This window comes from Nocardia farcinica (assembly GCF_001182745.1).
In the GTDB taxonomy this organism is placed as follows: Bacteria; Actinomycetota; Actinomycetes; order Mycobacteriales; family Mycobacteriaceae; genus Nocardia; species Nocardia farcinica.
In genome coordinates this window covers 3396577-3419133 of record NZ_LN868938.1, presented here as the reverse complement: position 1 = coordinate 3419133, position 22557 = coordinate 3396577, and the positions used below count along the sequence as shown (strand labels likewise).

The 22557-nt window shown below is 71.3% G+C and carries 18 protein-coding genes; 16 read left to right on the top strand and 2 right to left on the bottom strand.

The genetic code is table 11. The annotated features are described in order from the left end of the window. Positions 1-19: 19 nt before the first annotated feature. The 12 genes from AMO33_RS16190 (at position 20) to AMO33_RS16135 (ending at position 9659) form a co-directional block, all read left to right on the top strand. Positions 20-1588, top strand: a complete 1569-nt coding sequence (locus AMO33_RS16190) for a hypothetical protein (protein WP_240327541.1) — start codon at positions 20-22, stop codon at positions 1586-1588. Between the two features lie 159 nt (positions 1589-1747). Then, positions 1748-3547: a hypothetical protein gene (locus AMO33_RS16185; protein ID WP_060593120.1), complete on the top strand. Its 1800-nt coding sequence runs from the start codon at positions 1748-1750 to the stop codon at positions 3545-3547. After that, positions 3544-4329 carry an ESX secretion-associated protein EspG gene (locus AMO33_RS16180; RefSeq protein ID WP_060593119.1) on the top strand — a complete coding sequence of 262 codons (786 nt, stop codon included), beginning with the start codon at positions 3544-3546 and terminating at the stop codon, positions 4327-4329. The genes AMO33_RS16185 and AMO33_RS16180 overlap by 4 nt, the downstream gene beginning before the upstream one ends. A gap of 43 nt (positions 4330-4372) precedes the next feature. Next, positions 4373-4711, top strand: a complete 339-nt coding sequence (locus tag AMO33_RS16175; protein ID WP_011207346.1) for a hypothetical protein — start codon at positions 4373-4375, stop codon at positions 4709-4711. Positions 4712-4761: 50 nt separating this feature from the next. Beyond that, entirely contained in the window at positions 4762-5049 is a 288-nt protein-coding gene (locus AMO33_RS16170; protein ID WP_228788345.1) for a YbaB/EbfC family nucleoid-associated protein, read from the top strand. Positions 5050-5171: 122 nt separating this feature from the next. Beyond that, positions 5172-5492 carry a type VII secretion target gene (locus tag AMO33_RS16165; RefSeq protein ID WP_011207348.1) on the top strand — a complete coding sequence of 107 codons (321 nt, stop codon included), beginning with the start codon at positions 5172-5174 and terminating at the stop codon, positions 5490-5492. Beyond that, complete coding sequence (locus AMO33_RS16160; RefSeq protein ID WP_060593118.1) at positions 5489-6784, top strand: hypothetical protein; 1296 nt, start codon at positions 5489-5491, stop codon at positions 6782-6784. Before AMO33_RS16165 ends, AMO33_RS16160 begins: the two co-directional genes overlap by 4 nt. 14 nt (positions 6785-6798) lie before the next feature. Then, complete coding sequence (locus tag AMO33_RS16155) at positions 6799-7140, top strand: PE family protein (RefSeq protein WP_060593117.1); 342 nt, start codon at positions 6799-6801, stop codon at positions 7138-7140. Between the two features lie 31 nt (positions 7141-7171). Continuing rightward, entirely contained in the window at positions 7172-8155 is a 984-nt protein-coding gene (locus tag AMO33_RS16150) for a PPE domain-containing protein (RefSeq protein WP_011207351.1), read from the top strand. Next, positions 8152-8946, top strand: coding sequence for an ESX secretion-associated protein EspG (locus AMO33_RS16145; RefSeq protein ID WP_011207352.1), 795 nt, complete (start codon positions 8152-8154; stop codon positions 8944-8946). Before AMO33_RS16150 ends, AMO33_RS16145 begins: the two co-directional genes overlap by 4 nt. Positions 8947-9025: 79 nt before the next feature. Further along, the gene (locus AMO33_RS16140; RefSeq protein ID WP_011207353.1) at positions 9026-9322 is read left to right on the top strand and encodes a WXG100 family type VII secretion target; all 297 of its coding nucleotides are present in this window, start codon (positions 9026-9028) and stop codon (positions 9320-9322) included. 52 nt (positions 9323-9374) lie between these two features. Further along, positions 9375-9659, top strand: a complete 285-nt coding sequence (locus AMO33_RS16135) for a WXG100 family type VII secretion target (protein ID WP_041560670.1) — start codon at positions 9375-9377, stop codon at positions 9657-9659. Positions 9660-9720: 61 nt separating this feature from the next. On the opposite strand, the gene eccE is transcribed toward AMO33_RS16135, so the two are convergent. Then, a complete protein-coding gene (eccE, locus tag AMO33_RS16130; RefSeq protein WP_060593116.1) occupies positions 9721-11436 on the bottom strand; it encodes a type VII secretion protein EccE in 1716 nt (571 codons plus the stop codon). Positions 11437-11675: 239 nt separating this feature from the next. On the opposite strand from eccE, the gene eccB reads away from it, so the two are divergent. Next, positions 11676-13163, top strand: coding sequence for a type VII secretion protein EccB (gene eccB / locus AMO33_RS16125; RefSeq protein WP_060593115.1), 1488 nt, complete (start codon positions 11676-11678; stop codon positions 13161-13163). A gap of 241 nt (positions 13164-13404) precedes the next feature. Here eccB and eccA read toward each other — a convergent pair whose 3' ends face one another. After that, positions 13405-15246, bottom strand: coding sequence for a type VII secretion AAA-ATPase EccA (eccA, locus tag AMO33_RS16120; RefSeq protein WP_060593114.1), 1842 nt, complete (start codon positions 15244-15246; stop codon positions 13405-13407). A gap of 203 nt (positions 15247-15449) precedes the next feature. Here eccA and eccD point away from each other — a divergent pair, with 203 nt between their 5' ends. The 3 genes from eccD to eccCa are packed head-to-tail and all read left to right on the top strand — an operon-like array spanning position 15450 to position 22429. Then, the gene (gene eccD, locus AMO33_RS16115; RefSeq protein ID WP_060593113.1) at positions 15450-16931 is read left to right on the top strand and encodes a type VII secretion integral membrane protein EccD; all 1482 of its coding nucleotides are present in this window, start codon (positions 15450-15452) and stop codon (positions 16929-16931) included. Beyond that, positions 16928-18370 carry a type VII secretion-associated serine protease mycosin gene (mycP, locus tag AMO33_RS16110; protein ID WP_060593112.1) on the top strand — a complete coding sequence of 481 codons (1443 nt, stop codon included), beginning with the start codon at positions 16928-16930 and terminating at the stop codon, positions 18368-18370. The genes eccD and mycP overlap by 4 nt, the downstream gene beginning before the upstream one ends. Positions 18371-18373: 3 nt before the next feature. After that, a complete protein-coding gene (gene eccCa, locus AMO33_RS16105; RefSeq protein WP_060593111.1) occupies positions 18374-22429 on the top strand; it encodes a type VII secretion protein EccCa in 4056 nt (1351 codons plus the stop codon). The last annotated feature ends 128 nt before the right edge of the window (positions 22430-22557 follow it).

Sequence of the window (22557 nt, the reverse complement as noted above, 5' to 3'; positions counted from 1 at the left end):
ACGAGGAGAGGGCTGCGACGTGACCACCCCAGACGACCGGACCCCCGACGAGGAGCCCGCCGCGGCCGCTCCGGAGCCGGACGGCCCGCGCCCCGATGCGGTCGAGACGGCCACCGCCGCCCACGCCGAAGCCCAGGACGGCGACGCCGAAGACGACGACCCCGACATCGGGTTCACCCTCGCCGAGGACCCCGCCGAGCTGGCCGAGCGGGCGAAGCAGTTGTGCCACCGCATCGCCCGCGGCCTGGCCGCGCAGGGACCGCAGGGCTGGGCCCGGCTGGACGCGGTGTTCACCCTCACCACCACCACCGAGATGGTGCAGGTCTTCTTCTCCGACGAGCAGCGCCGCGCGGTGCGGGTGCAGCCGGCGCCCGACGTGCTGGCACTGGTGCGCGACCACCGCAGGCTGTCGGCCGAACTCGGGGACGGCCCGTGGTGGCGGCTGCTGCTGACATTGCACAACGACGGCGCGATCGAGGTCGATTTCGACTACGGCGACGAGCCGTTCCCCGACGACCAGCTGTTCCCGCCGGAGGTCTACGCCGCCGATCTACAGACCTATCCGCGCGCATCGCTGCCGGTCTGGCTGGCCGCCTACGTCCGGCACGGCGGCCGGCAGTCGCGTCCGGCGCACGTGGCGGCCGCGCAGGCCCGCGCCGACCGCGCCGCGCAGGTGCGGCCGGTGCGCAGCGACACCGATTTTCCGGCATTGCCGGTGATGTGGGGCCGATGGGCGGTGATGGCGGCGGCGTTCGTGGCGGCGGGCTCGCAGTGGGGGCCGCGAATCCTGCCCGCGCTCGGCTTCTTCGAGGGCGCGCGGCGCAGCGGCGCGACGCTGTACATGGTGCCGGGTGGCCGGGCCGTGCTGTCCGGCGGCGTGTGGAACGCGCCCGAGCTCGACGCCGCCTACAACGGCGGCGCCGACCTGCCGCGGGTGTATTCGGGCGCGCCGGAATGGGTGGCCAACCCGGTGCTCAATCCGCGCGCGGGCAACGGGCTGCTGACGTTCTGCTACTGGTGGGAGGCGGGCAGCTGGTATCGCGGCGAGTCGCCCGCCGCCACCGCGCTCGCCGACGCGGTGCCCGGCATCTGGACCACCGACACCGTGGTCGACGTGGTGTGCGGGCTGCTGGCCGAGCAGCCGACCGAGGCGCAGCGCGCTGCCGTCGCCACGCTGGTCGCGGCCGCCGAGGTGGGCGTGGTCACCCGGGACACGCTGGTGGAAGTGTTCGGCGAAGGCGGCGATTTCGATGTCGACAGCGCCTTCTACCAGCTGACGATGGCGGGTGTGGCGGTGACCGTCCCCGAGCCGATGCCGCAGGAGGACGCGGTGGCGAAGGTCCGGCGGTTCATCGTCGAGCGCGGCATGGACGCGGCGGGCTACCCGGTCGAGGACCTGCGCGCGGAACGGATCAGCGTCGGCTGGATGGTGTACGCGCCCGCGCGGGAGCTCGCCGTCGGCCGGGCGGTCTTCTACATCGCCGACGACGGTGTGCTCGAGCAGTCCTCGTCGTCGGTGGCGCCGTCGGTGTTCGTCGCCGAGTTCGAGCGGCGGTTCCAGCAGCGGCACGGCGCGGTCGGCGCGTGAGTACGAGCCCGCGCGGGGACGGGAATCGCGCGCCGGGCGAGCACGATTCACGCCTGCGCTACTGACCGTTCACGTGATCCGTGGGATGATCGGCGGGAGTGGCAGGGGCCGAAGCGATGTCGAGCGACAGGCTGCACTGAGCAGGGCAGGAGTTGACCGATGGCTGAACCGAATCCCTACGAGGGTTTGCGGAGCGCCGCGCAGAACCGGGTCTTCAAGATCGACGAGCAGGTCGCGACGGACGCGGTGAAGATCATCGCCGACGCGATGGACATCATCGAGTTCGCCGCGGGCGATTTCAAGGCCGATGCGCCGGGCGGGCAGCTCAGCCAGGGCGAACAGGCGGCCTACGACCAGCTCTACAAGGACATCAAGACCGTCGACCACTTCGGCAATCTCGGTTCGGGCAAGACGCTGTCGAAAGCGTTCCAGGATCTGGGCATCGAGCTGATGGACACCACGCTGCCCGCGTTCAAGAAGTCGCTGCGGGACCTGGCGGAGGCGTTCATCATCGCGGGCGGCATGGTGGAGAACCAGGAAGACACCAGCGAATCGGTCTTCAACGCGCTGAAGAACGAGAGCGCCGCCGCCGGTGAGGTGCACCATGTCGGAATGCGCAGGCACGGCGATCGCTACATCTCCAACGATCCGGTGATTCCCACCAACGTCGGCGGCGAGAGCTACAGCGGGCGGCCGCTGGACGCGAAGGCACCCGGCATGCGCTCGATCAACACCTTCCTCGAGCCCGCGGCCTCGCTGACCTACCCGGTGGCGAACTCGCTGCGCAATTCGCTCGAGGGCCGGATCAACGGGCTGACCATGCTGGCGGGCGAGTGGCAGCGCATGGCCGACCGGTTGACCATCGGCTTCAACAACATGGCTCGCGGTATGACGGGCCTGACCGAATCCCGTTGGCGCGGCGACAGTGCCGAGCAGGGCATGGGTGCGGTCAACCGCTACAGTGCGGCGGCAGGCCAGCTCACGACCGCGATGAACCACGTCGGCACGCTGTTGGAGAACGCCTCGGCCTGGATGTCGAAGTTCTACGCCGAGCTGCCCGACGCGCCGGTGGCCGCCAGCGACACCGCCGAGAACCAGGCCGTGACGCGCGCGCAGGCGGCCTTCACCGCGTGGTACGCCCCGGGCGTCACCGCCTCGTCGGTCCTGCCCGAGCTGCCCGGCCCCACCGGTATCCAGGGCCAGAACCCCGGACCGCGCGAGACGGTGCCCACCGGCAATCCGACGGGCAATCCCACGTCCCCGACCGGTAGCCCGAGCCCGAACCAGCTGCAACCGGCGTTCACCCCGGTGTCGCAGAACCAGCCCAACGCGCAACTCGCGCAACTGCAGAGCCAGGCGAGTCAGCAGGACAAGGCACTGCGCGACCTGGCCGCCCAGCAGGCCGCCGCGCAGCAGGCGGCGCAGCAGGCCGCCGCCCAGCAGTCCGCCCAGCAAGCGGCGCAGCAGGCCGCCCAGCAGGCGCAGCAGGCGTTGCAGCAGGGCTTGCAGGGCGCGCAGCAGGCGATCCAGGAAGGCTTGCAGGGCGCCCAGCAAAACATGCAGCCCGCGGGGCTGGCCGGTCTGCCCGGCTCGTTGTCGGATCTGCAGAAGGACCTGGCGAAGAAGGGCGGCGGTGGCGGCGCGGGCAAGGGCGCCGGTGGCGGTGGCGGCGGTGGCGGCGGCCTGCCCGGTGGTGCCAATCCCAAGGACCTGGCGGCCACGTCGAAGCTGTTCCCCCGGGCCTCGCTGCCGACGACCACCGGCATGGAAGCCGCGCGGGCGGGCATCGCCGCCACGCCGGGCATGCCGGGCGCGCCCGGTGCGATGGGTGCGGCGGGCCAGGGCGCCAACCAGGGCCAGAAGGAATACAAGCGGGCCGACTACCTCGATTCGGTGGAACACCTCGAGGAAGCGCTCGGTGAGGCGCCGATCGTCGTGAAACCCGTTGTGGAGAAATGAACCAGACCTGGAAGTTCACCGACCTCGAGTTCTACGCGCTCTGGTACGACAGCGAGCGCGAGGCGCTGCCGTGGCCGTTCTTCTTCGCCACCCGCACCGAACTCGACAGCGTGTTCCGGGTGGAGCAGGCCGAGGCGCTGGCCAACGCCCGCCGGACCCACGGCGCTTTGTGCCGGGAGGTGATCGAGGCGCTGGTGCGACCCGACCTGCGGATCATCGCCAGCGGCCGGGACGGTCGCGAGCCGCGCAAGCCCGCGGGCCTGGTCCGTATCCACGCGGTGCGGCGGGGTGATCGCGGGTTCGTGGTGAACCAGCTGCCGGGGGAGACCTTCTACCACGGCACCTCGTTCACCGTGTCCGAATGCGACGCGGTCGCGCTCGCCGAGGCGGTGGTGCGCGCCATGCCCGACGCCACGCCGGGCCGGCTGGCCGATGTCACCCTGGCGGCGCGCGCCGACACCGAGGAGTTCGACTACAGCTACGGCCGTTCCGCGGTGCAGGACTCCTTCGACGACTCGGTGGCCGAGCGGGCCGCGCGGTTTCTCGCCGAGCCGGTGCAGCACCAGGGCAGTATCGAAGTGATCCAGGGCCGTTCGCTGTTCGGGCCGCGCGGCATCACCCGGCACCGGCTGGAGTGGCGCGACCTGCTCGACGACGGCCGCTACGTCGTCGACGACCAGCATCCGCCGTTGGCCGTCGCCGCGGACCGCAAGCGGCTGATCTCGATGATCAACATCCGGGTGGCCGAGGTCGTGCGTGCCATCAAGGACGAACGACCGTGACCGGCCGCGCATCCGACCGACCGCGACACAGGCAGGAGTACCGATGAGCGAGCAGCAGGGCCCGGTGGAGTGGACCGCCTCCTCGCGGGACGGCTCGATCACCGTGCGCACCACCGAGCAGGGGTTGCCGCGCGGCATCGCGATCGAGCCCGCGGAATTGCGCCGCGACCCCGCCGATCTGGCGGCGCAGGTGCTGCGGCTGTGCAAGCAGGCGGCCAACCGCGCCGGGGTGGCGCGGCGTGAGCAGTTGACGGCGGCGGGCATGGCGCCGGAGATGCTGGCGTTGCTCGGATTGCCCACCCAGGAACAGGTGGCTGGTCAGGAGCTCGCCGACGAGGAAGAATACGAGGATCAGCCGCGCAGCTGGCTGCGTGAGGTGTAGCCGAGCGGGGCGGATGGCGCGGCGGGAGAGGGGATCCGATGTACGAGACGATGGACGAGCTGGAGGCCGCCGTGCGCACGCGGCTGTACCGGCTGCGCGACCTGGCCGAGGACATGTCGGGGGTGCGGGCGAGTGCGACATCGGCGGACGGGGCGATCACCGTCGAGGTCGACGGTAACGGCACTCTGCTGAATCTCACTTTCAAACAAGGGATTTCCACAATGTCGCCGGCGGAGTTCGAGCAGGCGTTGGTGTCGACCTCGACCGCGGCCGCGGCGGCGGCCTTCGCGCAGCGTGCGGATCTGGTCACCGCATTCAACGAGGAAGTCGCCGGGTAGTCATCCCTCGTTCACGAAATTGCGGCACAGTCTCGATGGAGTCGAAAGAACTTCCGAGAACCGGCGCTTCGTTGGTATGTTCGACTGGGTAGGTCAATTCCTTTACAGGAACGGGGAATACGATGAGCGACCTCGTAGCTGCACCTGACGTCATCCGCGGATACGCGGACGCCGCCGCCGCGATGGCCGCCGGGGTCGCGACCGCGGGCACCGTGGACCAGGCCGCCACCATGGCCGCGGTGGTCCCGGTCTTCGGCCTGATCGGTCAGGATTTCCTGTTCGCGTTCGCCGGCGCGCAGGCCAATCATCTGTCCTCGGTGATGGAACTCGCGGCCGTGCACGCGGCCACAGCGGTGACGGCGCAGCAGAGCGCCGCCGCCTACGAGGCCACCGAGGCGACCTCGGTCGCCGGATTCGACGCGGCGGCACACGGCCTCTCATGACCTCGCCGGTGGATCCCACGGTCCTGGACCTGTTGCGGGGCAGCGTGCTCGCGCCCCTCATCGACCGGCCCGTGAACGACATCCTGCGGGACATGGGGTTACCGCCGCTGCCGGATCCGGCAGCGGCGCCGCCGCTTCCCGAACTGCCGCCGCTGCCGGTGATCGACATCGCGGCCCTCGCGCGCCCGCTCACCGACATGGCCAGCAGTTTCGGCACCGGCGCGCTGGACGCCGCGGCCGGTGCCGGGCCCAATCCGGCCCAGATGCTGTCCGGCATCGGTACCGCGCTGCAGACCGCGATGACCCTGGGCAGCACGGCACTACAGGCCGCGATGGCGGCCTGGCAGGGCATGGGTGCTACCGCCGCCGCCGAGAAGGCGGGCCAGGCACAGCAGGACGGCGCCGAGCTGGCCACCCAGAGCACCCAGGAGAAGGCCGTGCTCACCGGCGCGGCCACCTCGGTGGCGGTCGGGGCGGGGCTGATGTCGGCGGTGATCGCCAAGTACGTCGCCTCGATGGTGGCGGCCGCCCCGCTGCTCGGTTCGCCGGGTGGCCAGCTGTTCATGGTCGCCGCGACCACCGAGGCGATCGCGGAGGCACTGGCGGTGATCGCCAAGACCCGCACCGAATTGACCGCCCATTCGGCGAGCATGACGCAGGCCGGACAGAAGGTCCCGATCACCAGCGCGCCCAAGGGCGTCGACTCCATGCAGCAGGCGATGCAGATGCTGCAGATGTTGACCCCGCTCATGACGATGGCCGGCCAGAGCGCGCAGAGCCTGACCCAGCTGGCCGCCGCGAACACCGCGCTGCTGGCGCCGAAGCCGGCCGCCGATCCGGCGGCCGCGGACGCCGAGCAGCTGGACGAGGCGAAGGCACTGGGTGGCGGTGCGGGCGGCGGCGCCGCGGGCGGCGGCGTCGGCGGCGGCGGTGGTGGCGGCTTCGCGCCCGCCGCGACGCCGTTGAGCCCCTACACCGGCACCAGGGCCGCGGGCGTCTCCCCGGGTGTGCCCGGTACGGGCGCCGAGCTCGGCGCGACCGGGTCGACGGCGCGGCCTGGCGGCACCGTGCCCGCGGGCAGTCCCGGCGGCATGGTGCCGATGGGCGGCGCCGCGGCCGGGGCGGCGGGTGCGCGCGGCGCGGGCGACAGCGGCGAGGTGCCCGGCTTCCTGGTCAACGCTCAGCACGGCGACGAAGTCGTCGGCGACATCGAGGGGGTCGCGCTGCCGGTGGTCGGCGCGACCGAGCAGATGTCGGCAGAGGCACCACCCGACAAAGATCTCACGCTCTGATCAGGAGGTTCGGCATGGTTCGCGGTGGAGTGGATTTCGCGGGAGTGCAATTCGACCCGACGGTCGCGCGGGAGGTGGCGACGCGGCTCGACGACCTCGCCGACCGGCTCGAACAGGGCTTGCGGGACAACGAACCCGCCCTGACGGTCGAACCCGCGGGGCTGGACGCGGTGTCGACGCGCGCGGCGCAGACCATGAACCAGGTGGCGGCGAACTACGCCGAGAACGCCACCGCGGGCGTGCTCGAGCTACGCAAGCTGGCCGCCGTCCTGCGCGGTCAGGTCGACGAGTTCGGCCGCGCGGAGGACGACAACACCGCCGATTTCGGTGGCGCCGGTTCCGGCGGTGCCGCCTGAGATCCGGGCGGACCCGGTACGGAGCACGACGATGATCGAACCACCGCAGCCCGGATTCACCGGGGTCGTCTGGGAGGCCATGGAGCCGGACCGGATGGCGCGTGAGCTGCGCACCGGTCCCGGCTCCGTCCCGCTCGCCGAAGCCGGCGCGGCGTGGGGCAGGCTCGCCGAGAGCTTCGGCGCGGCGGTGGTCGAATACGAGCTGGTGATGGCGACCCTCCGGGGCGCGTGGCAGTCGACCACCAGCCGGGATGTGCTCGAGAAGGTGACCGGCCTCCGTGATTGGCTGATCGAGGCGGCGGGTGCGGCCGCCGATCACGCGGCGAAGGCGCACGCCCAGGCCGCCGCCTACGAGGTGGCCCGGCTCGCGATGCCCGACGGCGGGGAGCTGGCCGCGCTGGCCGAGGCCAAGCGCATGCTGGAGGCGATGACCGCCGGGCTCGGCGCGCCCATCCGGGCGGTGGCCGCCGAGACCGACGCCGATGCCGATGTGGCCAAGGCCGCGGCCTCCCGGGTGATGCGCGCCTACGAGGCCGCGACCGAGCCGCTGGCGATGCCGTGGGAGCAGCGCGAACCGCCCGCACTCGTCTCGCCCGCGGCGCTGGCGGCCGAGCAGACGGCCGCCGCCGCGCCACCCGTGACCGCCGGCGCGGTGCCGCCCGCGGCGCCGGGTGTCGTCCGCGCGGGTGGCTACGGCCTCGGCGCGATTCCGCGCGCCAAGACCGCCTACCAGGCGCCGGTGTTCGTGCAGTCCGCCGAGACCGAAACCCTCACCCACACCGCGCCGGCGCCGCAGCCGGTGCCCGCGGGCGGATCGGCGGTGCCGCTGGTGCCCGGCGCGGTCGGCGCCGCGGCGGCCGCCCAGGAACAGGAGTACGAATCGCCGTCGGGCGCCACCGCCGTCGGTGACGCACTCGGCGCCGAACTGGGGATCGTCGCCGCGCCCGCCGTGCTCGGTGCGCCGGAACCCGGTGCGGTGCCGCAGGATCGCGGAACGACCGGGAGCGCGCCGTGACGACCCTGACCAACGACGGCGTGCTCGCCCTCGCCGAACGGCTCGGCATCCAGACCATGCCGCTGGTGCTCGGCATCGGCCCGCGCCAGCAGACCTACGACGCGTGGACCGCGGCCCAGCGTCGCGCCGTCGCGGATCTGACCGGCGCGGGCCTGATCGACGGGTACGGCGAGGTCGACCCCGAACTGGCCGACGCGATGTACGTCCTCGCCCAGCCGGACCGCGAGCTGGTGGCCCGGGTCTACCCCGGTGACGGCGCGCCGACGAGGTTGTGCCTGGCGCTGCGTGGTGAGCGGCACGCGCTGGCGCTGCGCCGCGGGGACGACATCCGGATCGAGCCCGCCTGGTCGGACGAGTCCGGGTCGGCGCTGGTGGCCGCGCTGCTGCGCGCGCTCGGCCCGGCCGAACCCGCCGACGTCGCGCCGTTCAGCGCACCGGCGGCCGAACTGGCCGAGCGGCTGTCGGCGGCGCGCACGTCGGCCGACTTCACCGACGCCGTCTACGCCCTCGGCGTCGCCGAGCGCGACGCCCCCCGCTACGGACTCGCCTTCGAGTCCTGCCGTGCCTACGCCGAGATCGTCGCCTACGCGCACGTCGACGGCGTGACCACGCGACCGCCCTGCGCGGCCGTGGTGTACGAGACCGGTCGTGGCCGCATCGTGGTCGCCCCCGGGATCGCGCCGGACCAGCAGGTCTGGTCCACCGTCACACCGGGCACCGATCACCGTGTCGCCCAGGCGATTTCCGGGCTGATCGAAACCTTGCCCGGGGGGAGGTGGCTACCGCAGTAATCATCTCCGACTCGGGTGATGCCGTCCCGGCATCACCTTCTGGCACACCGCATACACCCAGAAGGAAGGTGCACACGTCATGGTGCAAGCACAGCACGACATAGCCGAAGCCGCCAAGAACGAGATGGCCGACGCCGTCGACGCGATCCAGCGCACGCTGGCCGCCATCGACACCGCCGTCGACGCCGCGCGCGCCGGCTGGAAGGGCGAGGCGAACACGGCCTTCGCCCAGGCCGTCGCCGAATGGGACGCCGAGACCCACCGCCTCAACGGCGTGCTGCGCGAGATCGAGCAGCAGGTCGGCACGGGCACCGTGCAGCTGCGTGAGATGGACGCGCAGGGCTACGAGGAGTTCGGCGGCCTGCGGCTCGCCTGATCCTCCAGGACACAGACTCCACTAGACGAAGGGCGGGATTATGTCCGACCACATGCTTTACGACGAAGCCACGATGACCGAGTTGTTCAACAACTTGAACGAGAACTACGCCAAGCTCCAGCAGGAGGGCGAAAACCTCGAGACCGCCGCCGCCAAGCTGTCCCAGGCCTGGGAGGGCAACGCGGCGCTGGCCGGCTTCACCACGGTGAAGTCCAAGTGGGACAACGAGTTCGGCGACACCCTGGTCATCCTGAACAAGGTGGCCGCGGCCGTCGAGAACGCGCTGCAGCGCGCGCTCGGCACCGACCAGAAGATCGGCGACGGCTTCAGCTTCTGAGCGCCCGGGGCCACGACGGCCGGTCGACACCGTGTCGGCCGGCCGTTGTCGTGCGCGCGGATCAGCGCGCGGCGACCAGGGATTCGCCGATGTACCGCATTTCGTCGGGGGTGGTGACCATCGTGACCGTGGTGGTCGCGGTGGAGGTGCGCACGGTGATGGAGTTGGGCGCCGCGGGATCCTGGATCAGCACCACATCGGCGTCCACCGCACTCGCCGGTGCGTGCGGTGCGCGCACGTGCACGATCGTGGCACCACCGGCCTGCGCGGTCGGCGCGATGCCGTCGAAGACGATGACCGTGGCGGCCGGGAACGGACCCGGCGTGGCGGCGGCCGGGGGAGCGGGGGGATGGCCGGTGCCCGCGAAGCGCGGGGCCAGCGAGAGCGCGTACGGGTCACCGACGTTGACGACCATCGAATGCCACGCCTCCGGCCGGTCGGTGTGCACCACCACGTGCGCGCCCAACGCGATCGCGCGCAGGATCACCTGCTGAGCCAGGTCGAGCTTGCCGATCACCTCGAGGTGCCGGGTGCCCTCGCCGATCAACGGCACGGCGATGCCCTGTCCGAGTTCGTCGGCGCCGATCAGCTGGCCACAGCCCGCGGTCGGCAACGCGATGCCGTCCAGCGCGTCGAGCGGGCCGCGGTAGTCGCTCACGCCGTCGTGCCCGGTGAACTGGGCGGGCAGACAGTCGAGCAGGGCGCGGAACTGCCGTCCCGGCAGCGGCCGCAGACCGGCCACCGGCGGGGCGGCCGGCTCGGCCTCGGTGTCGAAGCGCACCAGCGCGCCCAGGGTGATCGGCGGGGAGTCCTCGGGCTGCGCGGACCGCTGCTCGCCGGGGCGCAACCGCACGGTGACCGTGGTGCTCATACTCGGGGTCGCCCAGATGTCGGCGAACCCGCGGGAACCGATCAGTTCCGGGCCGATCTCGTAACTGGTCAGGTGCACACCGTCGTGCACGAGCGAGTGCGGCGTCTCCGCGAAGTCCTCCAGGGCGACACCGCGGGTGAGCACCCGCACGGCCGCGTTCATCTCGCTCGCCGTCAGCACCGAGGTGGAGATGTCGAGGGCGGCGAGCCGATTGGCCACCCGCCGGGTGGCGATGATGGCGGTGCGCAGGGTGCCGGTCGCGCCGCCGCCGCGATTGTCCACCGCGCGTACGTTCGCCAGCGGGTCGAGCCGCAGCACCAGCCACACCGTGCGGTGCGCGATGGCGGGCAGCGGGCCGATGATGCTGTCGTAGAGGCGGGCGACGATGCCGTTACTCGCGGTGCGTGCGCCGGTGCTGATGACGTCGATCGAGGCGAGCTGGATGTCGAACTGGCTCAGGCACCGGCCGATCTCGGTGAGCGGCAGCACCTGGTCGGTGCTCAGCGAACCGCGGCGCAGCAGGGTGAGCGCGTCCGGCGGCGGGTCGATCCGCATCATGGTGATCAGCAGGCCGTTGTCCCAGCGCACGCCGTAGCTGCCGCCCTCGGCCAACGGCACGTCCACCGCCTCGCCGCCCGCGGGCAGCTTGTCCGGCCGCACCCGGCGACGCCGGAACGCGATAGCCCGCGCGATCATCCCCACCACATTGCGGGGGTGGCGCCGCCGCACCGGCGCCGCACCGGCGATCAGCACCACCGCGACGACGATCGCGATCACGGCGGCGGGTGCGTCGAATGCGGTGGCCACCCAGGCCGCCAAGGCCGCGAACAATGCCAGCGGAATCATGTAGCGCAACGGAATATGGCGGAACAACCAGAATTCCGGGTCACGCAATGCGGCGTTCACCGTATTTCGGTTCTCCGTTCGCTCGCGCGCTGTGCGCGGATTCGGAATTCGGTTCGTTCACGGCCTCGTCCACGATTGATCGGCTCCGAGCGCGCACCGGATCACCCGCTCCGGCGGCATCTTTCGTGCTCACCCTACCGCCTGGCCGGGCACGCCGCCCGTGCCCGCGATACTGTAAAGAATCACCGGACAACCGGCCGCGAAGCATTCGATGGAGCCAAGCATTCGATGGAGACCACGTGCCCGCTCAGCTGACCACGAAGGCTCAGGTCAACGGATACCGATTTCTGTTGCGCAGGCTCGATCACGCCCTGGTGCGCCGGGATGTGCGGATGCTGCACGACCCCATGCGGTCGCAGGCCCGTTCGCTGATGGTCGGCGCGGTGATCGGGCTGCTGGTGGTGGCGGGCGCGGCGATCATGGCGTTCCTGCGCCCGCAGGGCGCCATCGGTGACGCGCTGATCGTCGTCGGCAAGGACAGCGGCGCGCTCTACGTGGTGGTCGAACGCGAGGACGGCGAGCGCAGGCTGCATCCGGTGCTCAACCTCGCCTCGGCCCGGCTCATCGCGGGCAGCAGCGAATCGCCGCATTCGGTCAAGGACAGCAAGCTCGCCGGTGAGCCGCGCGGCCCGCTGCTCGGCATTCCCGGTGCGCCGTCGGCGCTGCCCGGCTCCGCGCAGGGCGACCGCTCCGACTGGACCATCTGCGACACCGTGGCGTTGTCGGTCACCGGCAGCGCGGCTTCGGCGACGGGCGTGCAGACGACGGTCGTGGCGGGAGAACCGCAGCTCAGCGAGCGCATTCGCGCGTTGGGTGCCGACGAGGCCGTGCTGGTGCGCCGCGCCGACCGCACCTACCTGCTCTACGACGGCAAACGCGCCGCGCTCGATCCGGGCAACTCGGTGATGGCGCGGGCCCTCGACCTGTCCGGGCATCGGCCGCGCCCGGTCGGTGCGGGACTGCTCGACGCGGCCGCCGCCGTGCCGCCGCTGGCCGCGCCGGATATCCCGGACGCGGGCAAGCCGGGGCCGGGCCGGCTGGCCGAGGTGCCGGTCGGCGGCGTCATCTCCGTCGGGGGCTCCGGCTCCGGCGAGCTGTACGTGGTGCTCGCCGACGGCGTGCAGCGCGTCAGCGCCTTCACCGCCGAGGTCATTCGCACGGCGGACTCCCAGGGCATGAGCCAGATCAAGACCATGCCCCCGGATGTGCTGGCCGGTATCCCGCTGCTGAATACGCTGCCGGTGGACCATTTCCCGGAGACCGCGCCGCGGATCGTGTCCGCCGAGGACGCGCCGGTGAGCTGCCTGACCTGGGGCAAGACCGACCCCACCGAAGACGCCACCGCCGAGGGCAGCGCGGACCGCGCCACCGTGCGGCTGCTGGCGGGCACCCGCACGCCGATGCCGGAATCGGCCCTTCCGGTCACCCTGGCGACCTCCGACGGCATCGGCGACCGCGTGGACACCGCCTACCTGCGCCCGTCGTCGGGGGAGTTCGTCCAGGTGACCGGCATGGAGCCGGGCAGTCCCCGCCGGGGCAGCCTGTTCTACGTGGCCGACAACGGAATCCGCTACGGCATCCCGGATCTGGCCACCGCGGCGGTGCTCGGACTCGGGGAGGAACCGCGGCTGGCCCCGTGGGCCGTCATCGGGCAACTGGTGCCCGGTCCGACGTTGTCGGCCACCGACGCGCTGGTCCAGCACGACGCCCTGCCGACCACCCGCTGATGCGGCTCAGGCTGTGTTGGATCTCGCCTGAGCGGGGCGGCCTGCGTGGTGATGCTGCGCTGCCGCCTCCGGCCGCTGACCCGCTCAGGCGGTGTTTGATCGCGCCTGTGCGGGGCGGCCTGCGTGGTGATGCTGCGCTGCCGCCTCCGGCCGCTGACCCACTCAGGCGGTGTTGGATTTTCGCCTGAGCGGGGCGGCCTGCGTGGTGATGCTGCGCTGCCGCCTCCGGCCGCTGACCCGCTCAGGCGGTCGGCAGGTCGGTCACTCCGAGCGAGGACAGCACCCCGGCGAGCGCGGCCCGCATGTCGGCGGCCTCGATGCGCATCAGCACCGACGCGTCCACCGTGCTCAGATCGAGGGAATCGTCGTTGGCGAGCCGGAATTCGCGTTCCTCCTCGGCGGCCTCGATGACGTTGCGCACGAAGCGCCCGTTGCCCGCCAGGTCGATGCCGCGCCGCGGCTGACCGCTCTGATCGATGCGCTCGGAGTGGTACAACCCGTCGCAGGCCTGTTCCAGCAGTGCCAGCGCCTCGTCCGAGAGTTCCGAATCCCGCGAGGAGGCGATGAGTTTGCCGATCTGGCCCAGCTCGGTGGGGGTGTAGGACGGGAATTGCAGGCGTTTGGCAAAGCGTGAGGCCAAGCCGTCGTTGGCGGCCAGCAGCCGGTCGATCTCGCCGTCGTAGCCCGCGATGATGACGACCAGCCGATCGCGGTCGTTCTCCATCCTGGCCAGCAGGGTGTCCACCGCTTCCCGGCCGAACGCGTCACCGCCGGACAGCCCGGTCTGGATCAGCGTGTACGCCTCGTCGATGAACAGCACACCGTCCATCGCGCTGTCGATCAGCTTGTCGGTCTTGATCGCGGTGCTGCCCAGGTGCTGGCCGACGAAATCCATGCGCTTGGCCTCGACCACCTTGTCGGTCTCGAGCAGTCCGACCCCGCAGTAGATCTTGGCGACCACGCGGGCGATCGTGGTCTTGCCGGTACCGGGCGGGCCGGTGAAGGCCAGGTGGTTGCCGCGCGGTACCGACGCCATGCCCTTCTCGGCACGGATCTTCGCCAGCTGCGCGGTCGCCTGGAGCTTGGCGACCTGCGTCTTCACCGACTCCAGGCCGATCTGGCGGTCGAGTTCGGCGCGGGCCTCGGCGAGGATCTTCTTGGCGCGGTCCTCGGCGTCGGCGTTGCGCATCTGCTCGGCCGAGGGCGCCGAGGCCGGATCCCACTTGTCGGTGCGGGCGTCGATCACCTCCTTGGTGGTGACCGTGATGCGGTAGGTGCGGTCGCGCATGGCCGCGGTGTTGGCCGCGAAATCCGGTGACTGCGAATACACCTTCTCGAACAGGGCCTGCGCCTTGTCCTCCTCGCCGGTTTCGCGCAGGCACAGGCCGCGGCTGTACATGGCGGTGGTGCGCGCCGCCGGGATCGGCCCCGCCTCGGCCTGCTCCAACCGCCGGATCGCCTCGCCGAACAGGCCGAGCTGCGCGCAGGCGGTGCCGACCATCACGTGCGCGCCGGCGGCCAGATACGGGTCGTCCCACTCCGCGGAGCCGGCCAGCACCGACATCACGTCGGGCCAGCGCTGGGTGGTGAAGTGCAGGACACCGCGCACATACGCACAGATCCGGTCGTCGGCGACCCGCTCGGGTTCGGGGGTGCTCACCCGGCGCCGGTGTTCGGCGAGTTCGTCGAGCACCTGCTCGGCCTCGCCGAATTCCTTCTCCGAGATCAGGTGCGCGGCCTTGGCCAGCCAGATCTCGGTGTAGCTGGCCAGCGGGTAGTCGATGTACAGACCGGAGAGGAACCGGCCCGACAGCGCCCGCGGCGGCAGGCCGAGGCGGCGCTGCTCACGAAACAGCGTGGTGGTGCTGGTCTTGTAGAGGTTGTGCAGTACCTCGCCGGTCACCTCACCGGCGGCGGCGCGCCCGAGCCAGGCGTCGCACATCGTCGGATCCCATTCGGTGGCACGCTGGAATGCCAATTTGGCGTATTCGAGATCGCGTGTCGACTCCTGGCCGTCGATGGTGAGGCCCAGCGAGAGGACCCCCGCGTCGAAGGCGCGTTGAGCCTGCCGGTTGCCGCTCATCGGAACCGGCCCCCGAGCTGTTCACCAGTGATACTGCCTGCGTTCATATTTCAGCCAGCCTACCGATCGCGTGCGTTGAGTCTGTCCGATACATTAGGTTTCGCTGCCGGTCCGCCGCAACGCGTGTACCCGCAGCGCGCGAATGCGCAAGGGTCGTGTAATGGTCGGGATTTGTTCAGTAGGGAACTGGGGTCGTTCAGCAATTGACCGAATCGCTGAGCAGCGGCGCGGTAGCCGCTGAGCCCGAACTGTGCCGTGTCTCGGTGATCGGCGGCAACACCCAGGTGGATGTGGGCCTGCCCGCGACGGTGCCGATCGCCACCTTCATGCGGGATCTGGTGGCGTTGATCGAATCCCGCAACCCCGACCCGGTGGACAGCGAGGAGGGCGCCGCGCCGCTCGAGACCCAGCACTGGACGCTGGCCCGGCTCGGTCGCGACGCCATCCCGCCCAGCCGCACGCTGACCGAGGCCGAGGTCTACGACGGCGAACTCCTGGTGCTGCGCTCGGTGACGGCCAAGGAGTCGCCGGCGCTGTTCGACGACGTCATCGACGCCGTCTCCCGGCTGACCGCCGAAGACCACCACAGCTGGTCGCCGCGGTCGGCCCGCTGGACCGGCCTGGCCGCCTGCGTGACGGTGGTGCTGCTCGCGCTCGGGTTGTTCGCCATCGGCCGCGGTCACGGTGGTGGCCTCGCCGCGCCGTTCCTCGCGACCGGCGCCGGGCTGGCCGCGGTCGCCGCCGCCGTCATCGCGGTGCGCAAGTACGACGACCGGCTCACCGCGCTGTGGCTGTCGCTGACGGCGCTGCTGCTGTTCTTCGGCGGCGCCGCCCTTTTCGTGCCCGGTGAGCTGGGCAGCCCGCACCTGATGCTCGGCTGCTCGGTGAGCCTGGTGATCGCCGTCGGGCTGTACCGTGCCACCGGCGTCGGGGCCACCCTCTGCGCGGCGGCGGTCACGCTGGCGCTGTTCGGCGGGGTGGCGGCACTGGTCCGGATGGTGTGGGACACGCCGCTGCCCCGGATCGCGGTCGGCCTGCTGGTGGGCGCCATCATCCTGCTGTCGATGATCCCGCGGCTCGCCGCCGTCGCCGCCCGGCTGCCGGTGCCGCCGGTGCCGACCGCGGGCGCCGCCATCGACCCGGCCGACCACGAGCAGCGCCCGACCATCGAGGGCATCGGTGCGATCGGTGCGACCGCGCTGCCCTCGGCCGTCGGGCTCGGCGAGCGCGCCAGGGCCGCCAATCAGTACCAGACCGGCATGGTGATCGGCGCGGCCGTCGTCGCGGCGGTCGGCGCGCTCGGCACCGCCGACCCGCTGGGGCACGTGCGGTGGCAGGGCCTCACCCTGGCCGTGATCACCGCGATCATCCTGTGCCTGCGCGGCCGCGCGTTCGCCGATCTGGTGCAGGCGGGCACGCTGATCGTGGCGGGTGCGTCGGTGATCGCCGGCCTGCTCACCGCCCTGGCCTTCGGCGATTCCGGGCTGTGGCTGCTCTCGGGTGGGCTGCTGCTGGCATTGGCCGCCGCCGTGGTCGCCTTCGGTGTGATCGGTCCGCACATCGAGATCACCCCGGTCACCAGGCGCGCCGGTGAGATCTTCGAATATCTGCTGATCTGCGCGATCATCCCGCTGGCGCTGTGGCTGCTCGGCATCTACTCGATGGCGAGGAACCTGAACCTATGAACCGGCGGCTGGGGCTGCGCCGCGCCGCCGGAACAGTCGGCGCCGCCGTGGTTCTCGGCGCGGCGGTGTTCGCCCTGCCCGCCTCGGCGGCGGCGATCGGGCCGCCGGTCGTCGACGACGGCGCCCTGGGCGCGGCGCTGGCCATCAGCGGCAGGCCCGCCCCGCTCGAGCCCACCGAGCAGCGATCGGTGTGCGCGGAGCCGATCCTCACCGGTGCGCCGCCGGTGGAACCGCCACTGGCGCAGGCCGTGCTCGACCTGCCCACGGCCTGGCAGTTCAGCCGCGGCGCGGGCCAGAAGGTCGCCGTCATCGACACCGGCGTCAACCGGCATCCGCGGCTGCGCGCGCTGCAGGCGGGCGGCGACTACGTCGCCGACACCGACGGCACCGTGGACTGCGACGGCCACGGCACGCTGGTCGCGGGCATCATCGCCGCCGCGCCGAGCCCCGACGACGCCTTCGCCGGGGTCGCCCCCGACGCGGAGATCCTCGCCATCCGCCAGCTCAGCCTGGCCTACGAGCCCAAGGACCGCCGCTCCGGCGAGCAGTCCGGGGCCATCACGACCTCCGGCTACGGCAATGTGCTCACCCTGGCCGGCGCCGTGGTGCGTGCGGTCGACATGGGCGCCACCGTCATCAACATCTCCGAGGTGGCCTGTTCGGCGGCGGGCGCGACACCCGAGGACGCCGCCCTCGGCGCCGCGGTGAAGTACGCCTTCGACCGCAACGTCGTGGTGGTCGCGGCCGCGGGCAACCTCACCTCCGAAGGCGCCTGTAAGACCCAGAACGAGCGGCCCGGCTGGTCGTCGGTGCAGACGGTGGCCAGCCCGGCCTGGTTCGATCCGTACGTGCTCTCGGTCGCCTCCATCGATCCCGACGGCATGGTGTCGGAGCTGTCCCTGCACGGCCCGTGGGTGCGCGCCGCGGCGATCGGGCGCCGCATCGTCTCGCTGGACAGCAAACCGGGCGGGACCGGGCTGGTCGACGGTGTGCAGACCAGCGAGGGCATCAGCCCGATCGAGGGCACCAGCTTCGCGGCGCCGTACGTGTCGGGCCTGGTCGCCCTGGTGCGCGCCCGGTTCCCCGAGCTCAGCGCGGCCCAGGTCATCGACCGCGTGGTCCGCACCGCGCACGCGCCGGGCACCGGACGCGACGACAAGCTGGGCCACGGCCTGATCGACCCGGTCGCCGCACTCACCGCCGAACTGCCCGACCAGCCCGTGCACGCCGGTGCCGACACCCCGCGTCCGCTGGCCGAACCGGCCCGCCCGCCCGGCCCCGATCCGCTCCCGCGCCGGGTCGCCGTCATCGGCTCGATCACCAGCCTGGCGGTGCTGGGGGTCGGCGCGGCCCTGTCGATTCCGTTCCGCAACCGGCGCGAGCTCGACCTGGACCACCTCGATCGGGAAGTCCTCGACCGGGAAGTCACCGAGGGATAGCGAATGGTTACCGAAGGTTTCGTGCGTCGTCCGCGGATCGCGCCGCCGCGTGCGCCCGGTGGTGAGGTCGCGCTCAATCCGCCACCGGAGATCCCTCGGCCGCTGCCCGCGCCGCTGCTGATGAAGCTCATGCCGGTGGTGATGGTCATCGCGGTGGTCGGCATGATCGCGATGATGGCCATGATGGGCCGCAACCTGCTGGCCAATCCGATGGCGATGATGTTCCCGATGATGATGATCATGTCGATGGTCGGCATGATGATGGGCTATCGCGGCGGCACCTCCAAGACCGCGGCCGAACTCAACGAGGAACGCAAGGACTACTTCCGCTACCTGGACCAGATGCGCAAGGACGTGCGCAGGACCGGGAAGAAGCAGCTCGAGTCGCTGCTGTGGAGCCATCCGGAGCCGCGCGATCTCGTCTCCGTGATCGGCACCAGGCGGATGTGGGAGCGCAGGCCCAACGACCCCGACTTCGGGCACGTGCGGGTCGGCGTCGGCAGTCACCGGCTGGCCACCAAGCTCGCCCGGCCCGAGACCGGTCCGCTCGAAGACCTCGAACCCGTCTCCACCGTCGCGCTGCGCCGGTTCGTGCGCACGCATTCGGTGGTGCACCAGTTGCCCACCGCGGTCTCGCTGCGCGCGTTCCCGGCCGTCAACATCGGCGGCGACCCCGACCAGGCGCGCACACTGGTCCGGTCGATGCTGATGGAACTCACCGCTTTCCACGGACCCGACCACGTCGCGATCGCGGTGGTGTGTGCCGATCCCGACGCGCCGACCTGGGCGTGGCTGAAATGGCTTCCGCATCTGCAACATCCGACCGCCCGCGACGGCATGGGTTCGGCCCGCATGATGTACGGCTCGCTCGGCGAGCTGGAGACCGCGCTCAACGACGAACTGCTCGAACGCGGCCGGTTCATGCGCAATCCGCAGCCCACGCAGGGGCGGCTGCACCTGGTGGTCGTGATCGACGACGGCTACGTCAACGGCACCGAGCGCCTGATCAGTGAATCCGGCCTCGACGCGGTGACCGTGCTCGACCTCAACGCCCCGGAGAACGGCCTGGCCGCGCGGCGCGGGCTGCAACTGGTGGTCGAGGACGGCGACGTGAGCGCCAAGAGCGCCGCGGGCGTGGAGAAGTTCGCCGTCGCCGACGAAGTGAGCATCGCCGAATCCGAGGCGTTCGGGCGCGGGCTGGCCCGCTACCGGATCGCCACCGCCGCCCAGATCGTGAGCCTCGGCGACGAGACCCGCGCCGACCCCGGACTGATGGCGCTGTTGAAGATCCCCGACGCCGCCCAGATCGACCCGGCCAAGGTGTGGCGGCCGCGGACCGCCCGGGAGCGGCTGCGGGTGCCGATCGGCGTGACGCCCGACGGCACCCCGGTGGAGATCGACATCAAGGAGTCCGCCGAGAACGGCATGGGCCCGCACGGGCTGTGCATCGGCGCGACCGGCTCGGGCAAGTCCGAATTCCTGCGGACGCTGGTGCTCTCACTGGTCACCACGCACTCCCCGGACTACCTGAACCTCGTGCTGGTCGACTTCAAGGGGGGCGCCACCTTCCTCGGCCTGGAGCCGCTGCCGCACGTCGCCGCGGTCATCACCAACCTCGAGGAAGAACTCTCGATGGTCGACCGCATGAAGGACGCGCTGGCTGGTGAGATGAACCGGCGTCAGGAACTGCTGCGCGCGGCGGGCAATTTCGCCAACGTCACCGACTACGAGAAGGCCAGGGCCGCGGGTGCGCCGCTGGACCCGCTGCCCGCGCTGTTCGTGGTCGTCGACGAGTTCTCCGAACTGCTGTCGCAGAAACCGGATTTCGCCGACCTGTTCGTGATGATCGGCCGCCTGGGCCGCTCGCTGCACGTGCACCTGCTGCTGGCCTCGCAGCGGCTCGAGGAGAACAAGCTGCGCGGACTGGACTCGCACCTGTCCTACCGCATCGGTCTGCGCACCTTCTCGGCCAACGAATCACGCGCGGTCCTCGGCATCACCGACGCCTACCATCTGCCCAGCGTGCCGGGCTCCGGCTACCTCAAGAGCGACGCCGACGACCCGCTGCGCTTCAACGCCACCTACGTCTCGGGTCCCTATGTCTCACCCAGTGGTACCAGCGAGGTCGACGGGCGCACCGTCGGCGGGCAGAGCCCCACGCTGTTCACCGCCGCGCCCGTGGAGATCACCGCCCCGAGCGAACCCGCGTCGGCCGTCCGGTCCGGCCTGCCGGAGCTGCCGCCCCCGCCGCCCGCGGCACCCACGCAGGAGGAGGGCCTACCCGACACCCTGCTCGAGGTCGTCGTCAAACGCCTGACCGGCCACGGCCGCCCCGCCCACGAGGTGTGGTTGCCGCCGCTGGACGAATCGCCGAGCGTGGACATGCTGCTGCCGGAGCCGGACTGGCGTTCGCCGGTGAACCGGCACGGTCAGCTGTGGCTGCCGATCGGCATCATCGACAAGCCCTACGAGCAGCGCCGCGACGTGCTCACCGTGCACCTGGCCGGCGCGGCGGGCAACGTCGCGGTAGTCGGCGGTCCGCAGTCGGGCAAGTCGACCACCGTCCGCACGATCGTGATGGCCGCCGCCGCGACCCACACGCCCGAGCAGGTGCAGTTCTACTGCCTGGATTTCGGCGGCGGCAGCCTGGCCGGCCTGTCCGGCATCCCGCACGTCGGCTCGGTGGCGGGCCGATTGGACAGCGACCGGGTGCGCCGCACCGTCGCCGAGCTGACCACGCTGATGCGCCAGCGCGAGGAACGCTTCACCGAACTGGGTATCGAATCGATGGCCGAGTTCCGCCGGCGCAAGTTCGCGGGCCTGGAAGCCAGGATGATCAACGGCACCGCCGCCGACCCGGCCCGCGACCCGCTGGCCGCCGACCAGTTCGGCGACGTCTTCCTCGTCATCGACGGCTGGGCCGCGATGCGCGAGGAGTTCGACGTGCTCGAACCCCAGATCAACGCCATCGCCGTGCAGGGCCTGTCCTACGGCATCCACCTGATCATGACCGCCTCGCGCTGGGGCGAGATCCGCCCGGTCATCAAGGATCAGATCGGCACCAGGCTGGAGTTGCGCCTGGGCGATCCCACCGATTCCGAGATGGGCAGGCGCACCGCCGCGTTGGTGCCGATGGGCAGGCCCGGCCGCGGCCTGACCCCGGAGCAACTGCACATGCTGATCGCGCTGCCGCGGCTGGACTCCAGCTCCGATGCCGCCACCGTCGCCGACGGGGTCGCGCAGGCCAAACAGGACCTGGTCCAGATGTACGGCAGCAGGCGCGCGCCCGAGGTGCGCATGCTGCCGCTCGAGATCAGCCGCGAGAACGTGCTCGCGATCGCCGCCGACCACGATGTGAAGCCCAGCCCCACCAAGGTGGTCGTCGGCCTCGGCGAGAACGAACTCGCCCCCTGGGTGATCGATTTCGAGGCCGAACCGCACTTCATGGCCTTCGCCGACGTCGAGTGCGGCAAGACCACCCTGCTGCGCAACATCGTCATGGGCGTGGTGGAGAACTCGACGCCGCAGGAGGCCAAGGTCATCCTCATCGACTACCGGCGCACCATGCTCGGCCTGGTCGAGGGCGACCACCTGGCGGGCTACTCGACCTCCTCGCAGACCTCCGGCAAGATGCTCAACGGCCTGGCCAAGTACATGTCTCAGCGCATTCCCGGCTCCGACATCACCCCGCAGCAGTTGCGCGAACGCAGTTGGTGGACCGGCCCGGAGATCTACCTCGTCGTCGACGACTACGACATGGTGGCGACCGGCGTCAACCCGCTGCTGCCGCTGGTGGAATACCTGCCGCAGGCCCGGGACATCGGCCTGCACCTGATCGTCGCCCGGCGCATCGGCGGCGCCTCCCGCGCGCTGTTCGACGGCGTGCTCGGCACCATGAAGAACATGTCCGTCGACACCCTGATCATGAGCGGTCCACGGGACGAAGGAAAGCTGCTCGGCGACGTGCGGCCCACCAAACTGCCGCCCGGCCGCGGCGTGCTGGTCTCGCGCTCACGCGGTCAGGAGATGGTGCAGATCGCGCATCTGCCACCGCTCTGAGGAGGAAACGACCGGTCGGTGTGCGATCGGAAAATCGCTGTGCGACATACGAAAGACGCCGTGTGGCGCGCTTGGACCCCGGCCTGCCCGCGTCTATTGTGAGGACGTCCTGATCCGGTGTTGTGCGG